This window comes from Streptococcus sp. P25B114, assembly GCF_053010325.1.
Genome location: NZ_JBRKNW010000018.1, coordinates 1 through 13,569, shown reverse-complemented (window position 1 = coordinate 13,569; position 13,569 = coordinate 1). Strand labels below are relative to the sequence as shown.

Below are 13,569 nucleotides of genomic sequence, written 5' to 3'. Positions count from 1 at the left end.
ATCCAAGCTAAAAATAGCAGAAATACTTTTCACCTAAAGGTGTCCCTAGCTCTAAGTCGCAAGCGACAAGAGCTAGGTATCATATAATCTCCTGGAAATACTGGACTCACTGAGTCTGGTATTTTCTTTTTATGCTATAATGGTTTCATGACAAATCGAATTTTAGACATGGAACAAATGCAGGATGAGGAGTACGTAGAACGCACTCTGCGTCCGCAGAAATTAAATGAATACATCGGTCAGGACAAGGTTAAGGACCAGCTGAAAATCTTTATCGAGGCAGCCAAGCTCCGTGATGAAGCCTTGGACCATACCCTTCTGTTTGGCCCTCCAGGTTTGGGTAAGACCACTATGGCTTTTGTGATTGCCAATGAACTGGGCGTTAATATCAAGCAGACCAGTGGTCCTGTTATTGAAAAAGCAGGTGACTTGGTGGCCCTTCTCAACGACCTAGAGCCAGGCGACGTTCTCTTTATCGATGAAATCCACCGGATGCCCATGGCGGTCGAGGAGATTCTTTACTCAGCCATGGAAGACTTCTACATCGACATCATGATTGGAGCTGGGGAGGCCAGTCGCTCCGTGCATTTGGAGTTGCCGCCTTTTACCCTGATTGGGGCGACGACTCGGGCGGGCATGCTGTCAAATCCTCTACGGGCTCGTTTCGGGATTACCGGTCACATGGAGTATTACGAGCTGGCTGATTTGACGGAGATTGTTGAGCGGACGGCGGACATCTTTGAGATGGAGATTACTCACGAGGCGGCTATTGAGCTGGCTCGTCGATCTCGAGGAACGCCCCGTATCGCCAATCGCCTGCTCAAGCGGGTGCGGGATTTTGCCCAGATTATGGGCGACGGTCTGATTGACGATGCTATCACGGATAAGGCCCTGACCATGCTGGACGTGGACCGAGAGGGGCTGGACTATGTGGACCAGAAGATTTTACGGACCATGATTGAGATGTACGGTGGTGGACCTGTCGGGCTCAATACCCTGTCAGTCAACATCGCCGAGGAACGTGAGACGGTCGAGGATATGTATGAACCTTATCTCATCCAGCAGGGCTTTCTGATGCGGACACGGACCGGTCGGGTTGCGACAGCCAAGGCTTACGAGCACTTGGGTTATCCCTATACGGAAAAATAATGGCAGAGCAGATGAGACAAATAGCTCGTTTATTTAGAGACTGGCCTGAGACGATTATCTGGACCTGTTTAGAAGGTGCTATGGGAGACATTTATGTTGATGACAGCCAGTTGCCCCAGTCAGCCCTAGCTCTCTATGGACGGCAGAGCTTCTTTGGTTTTTTAGCTGGCCAGCCACATCGAGACTTGCTAAAAATCTGCGAGGGAAAAGATGTGGTCATGGTTCCACAAACTCAGGCTTGGTCTGATTTAATAGAAGAAACCTACCCAGATAGTGTTTATTCATTTACTCGTTATGCAACAAAGAAAAATACGGTATTTGATCGGGGTGCTTTACAGGAAATGGTTGATGACTTGCCTGAAAGCTTTGATATGAAACTGATTGACCGTAATCTGTACGAGGCTTGTCTGGTAGAGGAATGGTCACGGGATTTGGTGGGAAATTATATAGATGTGGAACAATTTTTGGACTTGGGTTTGGGCTATGTCATCTTGCATAAGGGACAGGTGGTCTCAGGGGCTTCATCCTATGCCAGCTATTCAGCTGGGATTGAGATAGAAGTGGATACTAGGGAAGATTATCGAGGTCTGGGTTTGGCAAAAGCCTGTGCGGCTCAGTTAATTTTAGCTTGTTTAGACCGCGGACTCTATCCAAGCTGGGATGCCCACACCTTGACATCCTTGAAACTGGCTGAAAAGCTTGGCTACCAACTGGACAGACCCTATCAGGCTTACGAATGGAGATAAGATGAAACCGACATTTATTTGGGATTTGGACGGAACGCTGTTGGATTCCTATGAAGCGATTTTGGCAGGGATTCAAGAAACCTATGAACAATACAAACTTCCTTTTGACCGTGAAGAAGTAAGAAAGTTTATCCTTCGCTATTCTGTAAAGGATTTGCTGGTGCGAGATGCTCAGAAATATGGCAAGGACTTGGTGCAGCTCAATCAAGCCCGAGCCAACTCTCTCCGTGAGAAGAACACGGCTATCCAGTTGATGGAGGGCGCGCGTGAGGTGCTGGAATGGACCGTGCAGGAGGGCATTCAAAACTTTATTTACACCCACAAGAGTGACAATGCTTTTCAGGTTTTGGAGGATTTGGGCGTCGACCATTATTTTACGGAAATTCTGACCAGTGACTCGGGTTTTGCCAGAAAGCCGGCCCCGGAGGCTTTGCTGTATTTGATTGAAAAATATGACTTAGATAAATCGACCACCTACTATGTTGGCGACCGCCTGCTAGACGTGGAAACCGCTCTGGCTGCAGGGATTGGCAGTATAAACTTGCAGATTGACGGGGTGGAAGGGAATATAAAAATCGAGAGTTTATTGCAGATTGTTCCGTCAGTATGAATTTAGAAATTTCACATAAAAAATAAACTTTCTACCGTAGTTTACAAAAGAAAGTTTGTTTTTTTCTTGAAAAATTTGGTATAATTAACCATATTTTAGTATAAATAAAGGGGAATTATATGAACGATAAGGAATTTGGGCAACGTATTCGCCAGCTGAGAGAGCAGATTAATTTGACGCGCGAACAGTTTTGTGGTGATGAGGTTGAACTTTCAGTCCGGCAATTGATTCGGATTGAGACTGGCAGCTCAAAACCCACGTTGTCTAAAATCCAGTACATTGCCACACGTTTGGGAATGACCTTGTATGAATTGATGCCAGACTATGTTAAGCTCCCAGATAGATACTCGAAATTAAAGTTTGAGGTTCTCCGCACACCGACCTATGAAAATACGGACTTGATAGAAAAACGCAATCGTCTGATGGAAGAAATTTATGACGACTATTACGATGACCTGCCAGAGGAAGAGCAGATAGCAATTGATGCTTTTCAGTCTTTTGTTGACATATATGAAACAAAGTCTGTCCATTTTGGGAAAGCTATCTTAGATGATTATTTCGAGCAGGTCCATCGTAAAGATAAATTTACTGTCAATGATTTATTGATTTTGCGGCTATATTTGGAGCATTTACAGGATGAGGACAGGACCTCGCCAAGATTTCAACATTTTTTAGATATTATCCAGCATTTTCCGGTACAGGTGGAAGCTATAGATTCAAATGAGCTATTTATTTTGCGTGATGTGATGCTAGCTTCTATTGGTATCCTTGGGACTAAGGAGTGCTATGACTATATTCCGCCTATTTTTGATACTCTAGACCAGATAATGGTCCAGACGCACGATTTCCAAAAGAAACCGATTCTGAATCTATTAAAGTGGAAGTACGTACTATATACCAACAGTGACCGTGAAGAGGCACAAAAACTGTACGAAGAGGCCGTTATGTTTGCGAAATTAATAGGTGATGATCATTTGGTGGCTAAACTAGAAGAATCATGGAAGGGGGATTCCACTGGAAAAGTGTAAGATGCTTATGAAGAGCATTATGACAACCTGCAGAAGAGGAGCAGGTTGGGATGAGAGAACTATAAAAAACAAGTGACATTTTTGTCCTGTTTACTGACCCAATAAAATTCTATAATAGTCTCATCAAAATAAAGGAGACTAAAGATTATGAATTTTATTAAGGCATTTACAACGTTCGGAGCTGGCTGGGATTGGTGGTGGAAAGGCTAATATCATATCCGTCAAAAACCAACGCAATTGTTGGTTTTTTGCTATACTTAATATATGCAAACTTTTCACAAATTAGACACCTGGCTCAATAGCAAGCAGGGTCAGCTATTTCATTACAAGTTAGAGAAAATTACCTATGCCCTGGATTTGTTGGGCAAGCCTCACTTGGATTTGCCGGTCATTCATGTGGCGGGGACCAATGGCAAGGGCTCAACGATTGCCTTTATGCGCCAGCTCTTTCAGGCTCACGGACTGCGGGTCGGCAGTTTTGTCTCCCCTCACATGGTCACGGTACACGACAGGATTTGCGTTGATCAGATACCGATTTCAGACCAGGATTTTCAGCGCCTTCTCCAGCAGGTCTATGAGTTGGAGCAGGAGGTTGCTACGGTCTATGAACCCTTCCGCTATTTCGAGGTCATGGTTCTAATCATGTTCCTCTATTTTCGCGAGCAGCAGCCTGACCTGGCACTTATCGAAGTTGGCATCGGCGGCCTTCTGGACACGACCAATGTAGTCTCCCCGGCCCTCAGTATCATCACCTCCATAGGTCTGGATCACCAGGATTTATTAGGCGCGACTTTGGGAGAAATAGCAGAGCAGAAAGCAGGAATTATCAAGCCAGAGATGCCTGTCGTTCTGGGACCGTTTTCTGCCGACGTCAGCCAGCAAATTCGCCAAATTGCTGCTGAAAAAAAAGCTCCAATCTACCAGCTGGGTCAAGAATTTACCTCTAAAGTAGCTACTTTCAATAGTCCAAGTTTTCAGCTGTCAGAATTAGTCTTGGGTCTCCCAGGTCAGCACCAGCAAGAAAATGCGGCCCTGGCCCTGCAGAGTTTCTTGCTTTACATGGAGCAAATCGGGCAAACTGTTTCTGCGGATTTGGTCAGACAGGCTCTAGCCCAAACCAGCTGGGCAGGACGTTTGGAATTGATAGCCGAAAACCCCAAGATATACCTAGACGGTGCCCATAACGTTCCTGCCATGGAACGCTTGATTGAGTTCATTGAGATGCAGGACCAGCCTGTGACCCTCTTATTTTCAGCCCTGCAGCGCAAGGATTTTCAGGAAATGCTGGATTTATTAGAGGAAATATTGCCAGGCATCCAGCTTGTCTTGACCAGCTTTGCCTACGACGGAGCCTTGGAAGAGGAGCAGAGTCAGGGGCTGACCTACGTAGCTGATTATGAAGGCTTTATACAGGAATTTCAGGAACAAGACCAGGGCATCCTGATTGTCACAGGTTCCCTCTATTTCATCTCGGAAGTCCGAAAAAAATATCTGAACTAAGCAGTTTTTGGACCGCTTTTTGCGAATAAATAGGTATGAGACAGAAAAATAATGAGGAATTTTTGATAGAGTACAAGCGTGCCCAACGCCATACATTTCGTCAGATTGAACGCTATGCCAGTCTGTTTTCCAATCAGAATGGGAGCCAGATTAGCTATAGGGCCATCCGCTATCCCTTGGAGGCTATGGTCCAAGTACAAGAGCTGGACGGAGAAAGGTACAGGGTCGGAAATGACCAAACAACTTCCGAAAGTCAATGACATGCCTCGAGCTTTTTGATATAATGAGTAAAGTAAATCCAAGGAGTGAGTTATGACAGAAGTAGAGTCAAGTGTAGATTTGGGAGATAAAAGTTTGTGGGGTGGCCGCAGGCATCGTTCTCAACGGAGAAAGCAAGCCTACCATGAATTTGTACGGAATGTGCCGGATGTGCCTATTTGGCCGACCCTACTGTGGAGTTTATTTCTGAGTGTATTGAATGTTGCCAATCCTCTTTTGAGTTCCTTTGCGACCAATTTGCAGTCACAGGCACTCTATGCAGGCATGGCAATGCAGGCTGGTCATAAGCCTTATGAGTATTTTTTTGGAACCAATGGTGTCCTCTATTACCTAATCTTGGCTGTTGGTTCCCTGTTCAATACGACCATTGGCTTGATGATTTTTCAGTTCATCGCCCTCTTGATAGCAGGGATTTATCTCAATAAGATTAGTGCATATTTTGGTCGTTCACAGCGGGTTGCCCACCATATCAATTTTTGGTTCTATTGTTTCTTGCTGGTGGTGGACTTGGGTGGACTCTATGCCAGTATCTTTGCTCTACCTTTTGTGCTGACCAGTATCTGGTTTTTGATTCGCTATATAAATGATGCAGTCAGTGACGAAGGTTTCATTCTCTACGGGATTGATGCGGCGATTGTATTCATGATTTACCCTAAAAGTCTGATTTTATGGCTGGTATCGCCCCTGGTTTTATTTGTGTACAATAGTCGAAACAAGAGGTTGGCGAGAGGTGTTTATCAGTTTTTAGCAGCTGTATTTGGTTTTCTTCTCGTTGTCTACACTGTAGGCTATTACACCTTCATCGAGCAGATTCTGGGAATGGCAATTCAACAGACTTTTCTCTACAATATTAGCCTACAATTTACCTATGAAGGCATTTTGATGACCCTGGCTGTGGTTTTTGGGTTCCTGCTGATTTCAGGATTTTTAAATCATATTTTGATAACCCTATTATCTATTAGCAAGGGGCAACAGACAGAAATTAAGCTGATAATGTTACTGGCTTTTCTTGTTCAAATGGTTTTCCTGATTGGGAATCCAAATTTTGAATGGAGCCAATTGACGGCCTTGATTCCGTATGGTTTTGTGCTAGCTGCAGCATCTTTGCATGGTCCAGAAACTGATGAAGAGTTTGAGATGCTGGATGAGGAGGAGAATGAGGATTATAGCTATCTAAAAGCTAGTTATTATCTGCCTATTTTGATGCTTCTAGCCCTGTTTTTCCAACCAACCTACGCCTATCTGTTTGAAGAACCGGTCCGTGTGGAGAGGCAGGAAATAGCCCGCTATATCCGGGATAACACGACCAGTGATGATCCGATTTATGCCTGGGATAATAGTGCACAAGCCTATCTAGAAAGTCAGCGGTTCTCGTCTGCTAATCTGATTACAGCTCAACCCTATCTTAACACGGAAGACAACCGAAACAATTTAATCTATGATTTGAATCAAGGGAGAGCCAAGTATATCTTGGTCAACACGGAGATTCCGCTCTTGGAACAGGTCTCAGCGACCCTAGAAGACAATTATGTCCCTGTCCAACTCAGCTTCAATCACTTCAAACTATATCAAGAAAAAGAATGAAAGCGACTATGAAAGTAGTTGCTTTTATCTATATCTTGTGTAAAAAATGAAAATTTTTGAAAATACATACTAGATATTGATTTTCGTCATTCAAAGTGCTAGACTATAAGCAGTGAGAAAAATGGAGGATAGCCAGATGAAAGTGCAAGAAACAATCTTACCCGAATTAGAATTAGCGGTCTTAAAGCGTGACGGTCGAACGGTCGCTTTTGAACAAGAAAAGATTTATTCTGCCTTGCAGCGGGCTAATCAAGAATTGGACCATCCTGTGTCAGATGCGGGTCTGTCAGTCGTTTTGGCAGGGGTCCTGCAGGAAATTGCCCGTCGTTTTACCAAGGATGTGCAAATTTATGAAATCCAGACGGTTGTCGAACAGGAATTGCTCAAGTCCCACCTCTATGACTTGGCAGAGCGTTATATTCAGTACCGGACGCAACGCGATTTTCGCCGGCATCAAGCGACGGACATCAACTTTGAAATCCACAAATTGCTCAGCAAAGATCAGTCTGTCGTCAATGAAAACGCCAATAAGGATGCGGATGTCTTTAATACGCAACGTGATTTGACGGCTGGGATTGTTGGCAAATCTATCGGGCTCAAGCTCCTGCCAGCCCACGTTGCCAACGCTCACCAGAAGGGGGACATTCATTACCACGATTTGGATTATAGTCCTTACACGCCCATGACCAACTGCTGCTTGATTGATTTCAAAGGTATGTTAGCACAAGGGTTTAAGATTGGAAATGCCGATGTGGAAAGTCCTAAGTCCATCCAGACAGCGACGGCGCAGATTTCGCAAATTATTGCCAATGTGGCTTCCAGCCAGTACGGTGGCTGCTCGGCGGACCGTATTGACGAGGTGTTGGCGCCTTATGCTGAGCTCAATTATCAAAAGCATTTGAAGGATGCGGAGGAATGGGTGCTGCCAGACAAGGCTGAAGAATATGCGCGTGCCAAGACCCAGAAGGATATTTATGACGCTATGCAGTCTTTGGAATACGAAATTAACACGCTTTTTACGTCCAATGGTCAAACGCCCTTTACTTCGCTTGGTTTCGGTTTAGGAACTTCTTGGTTTGAGCGGGAAATCCAGAAGGCGATTCTCAACATCCGTATCAAGGGTTTGGGGCGCGAAGGACGGACAGCCATCTTTCCAAAATTGATTTTCACTGTCAAACGCGGGCTAAATTTGGAGCCCGATTCGCCCAATTATGATATTAAGCAACTGGCGATTGAATGTGCAACCAAGCGCATGTATCCAGATATGCTGTCCTATGACAAGATTATTGAGTTAACGGGTTCTTTCAAGGTTCCTATGGGTTGCCGTTCTTTCTTGCAAGGTTGGAAGGATGAAAATGGCCTTGAAATCAATTCCGGTCGGATGAATTTGGGTGTGGTGACCGTCAATCTACCACGGATTGCCCTTGAAAGTGGGGGTAGTCAAGAAAAATTCTGGGAAATTTTTGCAGAACGCATGGCCATTGCCAAGGATGCCTTGGTCTATCGTGTCGAGCGGGTCAAGGAAGCGACGCCGGCAAATGCGCCTATTCTCTATCAGTACGGAGCTTTTGGGAAACGTTTGGCCAAGACGGACGCTGTTGATCAGGTCTTTAAGAACCGTCGCGCGACTGTTTCTCTAGGCTATATCGGTCTCTACGAAGTGGCGACTGTGTTTTACGGCGGTGCCTGGGAAGGAAATCCTGAAGCCAAGGACTTCACGGTTTCTATTATCAAGCGGATGAAGGAGTTGGCTGGCGACTGGTCTGACGAATACGGCTACCATTTTTCGGTTTACTCAACCCCATCAGAAAGTTTGACAGACCGTTTCTGCCGTTTGGATACGGAGAAATTCGGGTTGGTCAAGGACATTACGGATAAGGAATACTATACAAATTCCTTCCATTATGACGTGCGGAAAAATCCAACGCCGTTTGAAAAGCTGGATTTTGAAAAGGTTTATCCGGAGGCGGGTGCTAGTGGTGGCTTCATCCATTATTGCGAATACCCTGTTCTACAGCAAAATCCCAAGGCTCTCGAGGCGGTGTGGGACTATGCCTATGACCGTGTCGGTTATTTGGGGACCAATACGCCGATTGACCATTGTTATGCCTGCGGTTTTGAAGGCGACTTCGAGCCGACTGAGCGTGGGTTCAAGTGTCCAAGCTGTGGCAATAGCGATCCAAAACTAGTAGATGTTGTCAAACGGACCTGTGGTTATCTGGGCAACCCTCAAGCCCGTCCCATGGTCAATGGTCGACACAAAGAAATCTCCGCCCGCGTCAAACACATGAACGGGTCGAGTTTATAAAGAATGGACATGAGGGCTTCCGTGGTTTTGAGGAACTACGGAAGTTTGTTATAATAGAGGGAAAATCTAATAGCTCTGCTATGTTCAAAAAAGGAGAAAAAACAATGGGAAAATACCAACTAGATGATAAGGGTAAGGCCTTGGTGCAGCGTTATCATGAGAAGAATGCAAAGGTGGGAGACAGCAAGCAAGACAAGCTAGCCACCCTTCGTCAACAATTTTTACAAAAGGCGCAGAAGAAACGTAATGTCTAAGAACTATCGCGATATTACCATTCTCCACAGCAATGATATGCACTCTTATATAGAGAATTTTCCCAAGAAGGCAGCGCTGATTGCTGAGATTAAGGAGGCAAACCGGGCGAAAAACATTCCGACTTTTGTCTTTGACAGCGGAGATCTGTTTTCGGGGAATATTTTCTTCAATATGTACCGTGGGGTAAAGGAAATCCAGCTCATGAATGCCATTGGTTGTCAGGCCATGACCTTGGGCAATCACGAATTTGACCACGGAGACGAGTTGCTCAGTCGCTTGGATGACTTTGCGGCTTTTCCAATTGTCTCCACCAATATTTCCTACCGCAATCCAGCCGATGCAGACGAATTGGTGCCCTTGAAAGACAAGTTGGTCTTTGATATGGCGGGTCGACCGCTCTATGTCTTGGGTTTAACGACCTTGGAGACCGAGGAAGTGGCTTCACCGACGGACAATGTGGTCTTTGAGGACCACAGACAGGCGCTCAAGCGGACCTTGTCTGAGATGGATAAGCAGGCGCACATTGTCTTGCTCAGTCATTTGGGCTATGATCAAGATGTTCAGCTGGCGGCGGAGTTTCCGGAAATCAATGTCATTTTCGGTGGTCACACCCATACGATTTTGAAAGAACCCAGTCAGGTCGGTAGCGTCAGTATTTTCCAAGCGGGCCAGTATGGGCGTTTTCTGGGCAATCTTCTGCTCCGTTGCTACGAGGACGGCAGTCATGAGGTGCTGTCCTATGACTTGGTGGAGATTGAGCAGCTGGCAACAGAAGAACCGACCATTCGGGAATTTATCGAGCGGATGCAGGCGGAGCGCAATGCTCGCTTTGCCCATTCTATTGCGAACCTGCCTCAAACCTTGGATGGTGAGCGGGAGAACATCCGTCAGGGACAGTCTACGCTGGCACCTCTGATTACGCAGGCCCTTTTTGAGCAGGCGGTTGCTCTCGGTTATCAGCCGGACGGAGCGGTCATCAATGGTTTTGGTATTCGGATGTCGCTCAACGCAGGCCCGATTTACTATAGCGATGTGGTCAAGGTTTTGCCCTTCTCCAAGCGCGTGCTCCTGGTCAGTATCAAGGGTCAAGATTTGATGTCCAGCCTCTCGACCGGTCTCTATCCACAGCTTCATGGCATTTCTCGCCAAGGCGATGATTTTTTGGTCAATGGCAGAGCGATTGAGCCGGATACCAGCTACCAGATTGTGACCAACTCCTTTGTCTGGTCTGGTAAGGATAACTATGATGATTTCCACAAGGCGATCATTATACGAGATTTGGGCTTGGATGTGGATATTTTGAGTGAATTTTTAAGGAAAAGATTTGGAAAGTAAGAGGACATGTCCATGCTAAAAATCGGTCTCGTCGGTTTAGGAGGTATTTTTCAAAAGGCCTACCTGACCTATCTGCGGAGTTTGTCAGGCATTGACTGGCATTTGTTCACCCGCAATCAAGAAGTTCTGTCAAGCATTGCGGCCAGTTTGCCCCGCAGTCAGACCTATGCGACAGCACAAGATTTGGCCGATGCAGACTTGGACGGTGTCATGATTCATGTGGCGACACAGGCCCATGTGGAAATGGCAGAGCTGTTTTTGGAGCGTGGCATTCCTGTCTACATGGACAAGCCACTGGCCGAGGATTTTTACCAGTCGGCAGAGCTTTACAAATTAGCGCAGTCCAAGGGAGTCCTACTCATGGCTGGTTTCAATCGTCGCTTTGCTCCCAAGGTTCAAGAATTGAAAACCAAGCCCAACAAGCGGAGAATTGTCGTTGAGAAAAATGAAGTCAATGGCTTGGGCGACCTGCAATTCAAGCTCTTTGACCTATTTATCCACCCGCTGGATACGGCCCTTTACTTGCTGGATGACCAGCCTCTGTCAGGTTCCTATGCCTACTATCTGGAAAATAATAAACTCAGTCAGGTAAATGTGACCCTTCAAACCGCTCAAACTTCTGTGGCCGTATCCATGAATCTCCAGTCGGGCAGCCGTCGGGAAATCATGGAAGTCCAGACACCGCAAGCGACCCATCAGGTTAAAAACTTAGAAGAATTGCGCACCTTTACCGCCAACCAAGAAATCATAGAAGGTTTTGGTTCTTGGGAAACAACTCTTTACAAACGCGGCTTTGAAAGCATTGTCGAAGAGTTTTTCCAAGCCCTAGAAAGCAAGAAAAATCCAGTCAGCCCAAGCTCGAGCCTGCTCAGCCACTGGATCTGTCACCAAATTGTATACGCAGATAAAGGAATAGGAGAATTACATGTCACCATCCCAAACGAAATTGACTTTAAGACGACCAACCTTAGTAGATAAAGAAACGATTTTGGATATGATTGCTGAATTTGAGCGAGAAGAGTCCGCAACAGACGGAGGCAATCTCTTTGCGAATTTTGACTTTGAAAGCTGGTTGCAGCAAGGTCAGGACTGGGAAATGGGACTGAATTTGCCAGAGGGCTTTGTCCCTTCTATCCAGTATGTCTCCTTTGATGATGCTGGGCAAGCAGTCGGTTTTCTCAGTCTACGCCTGCGTCTCAGTGATTATCTGCTCAACATTGGTGGACACATTGGCTATTCTATCCGCCCTAGCCAGCGGCAGAAGGGCTATGCCAAGGAGCAGTTGCGCCTTGGTGTGCAGGAAGCATTTTCCAAAAACATCCCTAAGGTCCTTGTGACCTGTGATGAGACCAATACAGCCAGCAAGCGAACTATCCTAGCCTGCGGAGGTAGCCTCGAAGACGTCCGTCATGGCACGGAGAGATACTATATAGAAGAGTGCTGATATGAACAATCCCAAACCCCAAGAATGGAAATCCGAAGAGCTGAGTCAGGGCCGGATTATGGACTACAAGGCCTTTAATTTTGTGGACGGCGAAGGCGTGCGGTGTTCCCTCTATGTCAGCGGCTGCCTTTTTCACTGTCCCGGTTGTTACAACGTCGCCACCTGGTCCTTTAAGGCCGGCATTCCCTACACCAAGGAGCTGGAAGACCGCATTTTAGCAGACCTAGCCCAGCCCTATGTGCAGGGGCTGACCCTCTTGGGTGGGGAGCCCTTTCTCAATACAGGCACCGTCCTCCCACTCGTCAAGCGGGTGCGGGATGAATTGCCAGACAAGGATATTTGGTCCTGGACAGGCTACACATGGGAAGAATTGATGCTGGAAACGCCAGACAAGCTAGAACTGCTCAGCCAGTTGGACATTCTCGTAGATGGTCGCTATGACAAAAGCAAACGCAACCTCATGTTGCAATTTAGAGGCTCTTCCAACCAACGCATTATTGATGTGCAGCAGTCCCTCAAACAAGGACAGGTGGTTATTTGGGAGAGGTTGGAGAAATGACAAAACTGAATTTTCTATTTTCGTCAACAGAAGATTTGATTGCTAAGCAGGCTCAATCTATCAAAGAGTTGTTTGATAGAGAATATAGAGATGACTACGGAGAGTGGAATTTGAAGCAGCCCTATGGCTACGCGTCGCAAGACTATCATTTGTTAGCCTATCTAGGCGAGGACTTGGTGGGTCATATGGGCAGTCAGGTTCGTACTATTTCTGTAGGAGCTGAAGAGTGTCTTATTGCGGGAATCGGAGGAGTTTTAATAGCGCCAGAATTTCGTGGGAAAGGATTGGGGAGAGATATGATGACCCGCTTGTTAGAGGAAAATACGCAAACTTTAGTAGTTGATTTTTCTTATTTGGGCTGCCGAGAAGAAGTGGTTCCTTACTATGAGGCTTGTGGGTTTTCTCGAATCACTCGTGTGGAGACTCATGTTGACCGGCTGACAGGCAAGGAGCAACAGCAGATTTCGGCTACCATTATGATTGCATCGGCTAAGAAGGGCAAAAAAGATTTTCCAGAAGGAGATATTGACCTTAAGGGACGAGCTTGGTAAAGATGAGTGGGAACATCATTCCTTTTGGAGTGATTTTTTTTTGAACAAAAGAAGAAATAGGATTTTTTCAAACACAAAAAGCCTTGTTTCCAAGGGCTCTATAATTTCTGTAGTGGGTAAATCCACTGTAGAGATTATGGAGCCTTTTTGAGTGTAGAAAAAAAGTCCCATATGACCTATAATGAAAAGCGACTAAACAACTCATTAGAAAGGGTTCATAT

The 13,569-nt window shown here is 45.9% G+C and carries 14 protein-coding genes; all 14 read left to right on the top strand.

The annotated features are described in order from the left end of the window. Positions 1-147 precede the first annotated feature (147 nt). The 14 genes from ruvB (at position 148) to ACVC7T_RS08735 (ending at position 13,348) form a co-directional block, all read left to right on the top strand. A complete protein-coding gene (ruvB, locus tag ACVC7T_RS08800) occupies positions 148-1,149 on the top strand; it encodes a Holliday junction branch migration DNA helicase RuvB (RefSeq protein WP_105160520.1) in 1,002 nt (333 codons plus the stop codon). Next, on the top strand, positions 1,149-1,895 hold the full coding sequence (locus tag ACVC7T_RS08795; RefSeq protein WP_105160519.1) for a GNAT family N-acetyltransferase: 747 nt from the start codon (positions 1,149-1,151) through the stop codon (positions 1,893-1,895). Before ruvB ends, ACVC7T_RS08795 begins: the two co-directional genes overlap by 1 nt. A gap of 1 nt (position 1,896) precedes the next feature. Beyond that, positions 1,897-2,505 (top strand): HAD-IA family hydrolase, encoded by a 609-nt coding sequence (locus ACVC7T_RS08790; RefSeq protein ID WP_105160518.1) that lies wholly within the window; start codon positions 1,897-1,899, stop codon positions 2,503-2,505. A 119-nt stretch (positions 2,506-2,624) separates the two neighbouring features. Then, on the top strand, positions 2,625-3,533 hold the full coding sequence (locus ACVC7T_RS08785; protein ID WP_394733925.1) for a helix-turn-helix domain-containing protein: 909 nt from the start codon (positions 2,625-2,627) through the stop codon (positions 3,531-3,533). Positions 3,534-3,797: 264 nt separating this feature from the next. Next, entirely contained in the window at positions 3,798-5,033 is a 1,236-nt protein-coding gene (locus ACVC7T_RS08780) for a bifunctional folylpolyglutamate synthase/dihydrofolate synthase (protein ID WP_447262812.1), read from the top strand. A 35-nt stretch (positions 5,034-5,068) separates the two neighbouring features. Beyond that, the gene (locus ACVC7T_RS08775) at positions 5,069-5,293 is read left to right on the top strand and encodes a hypothetical protein (protein ID WP_172095300.1); all 225 of its coding nucleotides are present in this window, start codon (positions 5,069-5,071) and stop codon (positions 5,291-5,293) included. A 52-nt stretch (positions 5,294-5,345) separates the two neighbouring features. After that, the gene (locus ACVC7T_RS08770; RefSeq protein WP_447262811.1) at positions 5,346-6,896 is read left to right on the top strand and encodes a quinol oxidase; all 1,551 of its coding nucleotides are present in this window, start codon (positions 5,346-5,348) and stop codon (positions 6,894-6,896) included. Between the two features lie 136 nt (positions 6,897-7,032). After that, complete coding sequence (gene nrdD, locus ACVC7T_RS08765) at positions 7,033-9,204, top strand: anaerobic ribonucleoside-triphosphate reductase (RefSeq protein WP_105122087.1); 2,172 nt, start codon at positions 7,033-7,035, stop codon at positions 9,202-9,204. 104 nt (positions 9,205-9,308) lie between these two features. Beyond that, positions 9,309-9,458 (top strand): hypothetical protein, encoded by a 150-nt coding sequence (locus tag ACVC7T_RS08760; RefSeq protein ID WP_193438444.1) that lies wholly within the window; start codon positions 9,309-9,311, stop codon positions 9,456-9,458. Then, on the top strand, positions 9,451-10,794 hold the full coding sequence (locus tag ACVC7T_RS08755; RefSeq protein ID WP_447262810.1) for a bifunctional metallophosphatase/5'-nucleotidase: 1,344 nt from the start codon (positions 9,451-9,453) through the stop codon (positions 10,792-10,794). Before ACVC7T_RS08760 ends, ACVC7T_RS08755 begins: the two co-directional genes overlap by 8 nt. A gap of 12 nt (positions 10,795-10,806) precedes the next feature. Continuing rightward, positions 10,807-11,772, top strand: a complete 966-nt coding sequence (locus tag ACVC7T_RS08750; RefSeq protein ID WP_447262809.1) for a Gfo/Idh/MocA family protein — start codon at positions 10,807-10,809, stop codon at positions 11,770-11,772. Continuing rightward, a complete protein-coding gene (locus tag ACVC7T_RS08745; RefSeq protein ID WP_105160537.1) occupies positions 11,741-12,238 on the top strand; it encodes a GNAT family N-acetyltransferase in 498 nt (165 codons plus the stop codon). The genes ACVC7T_RS08750 and ACVC7T_RS08745 overlap by 32 nt, the downstream gene beginning before the upstream one ends. A 1-nt stretch (position 12,239) precedes the next feature. Next, positions 12,240-12,797 carry an anaerobic ribonucleoside-triphosphate reductase activating protein gene (nrdG, locus tag ACVC7T_RS08740; RefSeq protein ID WP_105160509.1) on the top strand — a complete coding sequence of 186 codons (558 nt, stop codon included), beginning with the start codon at positions 12,240-12,242 and terminating at the stop codon, positions 12,795-12,797. Next, positions 12,794-13,348: a GNAT family N-acetyltransferase gene (locus tag ACVC7T_RS08735; RefSeq protein WP_105111656.1), complete on the top strand. Its 555-nt coding sequence runs from the start codon at positions 12,794-12,796 to the stop codon at positions 13,346-13,348. The genes nrdG and ACVC7T_RS08735 overlap by 4 nt, the downstream gene beginning before the upstream one ends. Positions 13,349-13,569 lie beyond the last annotated feature (221 nt).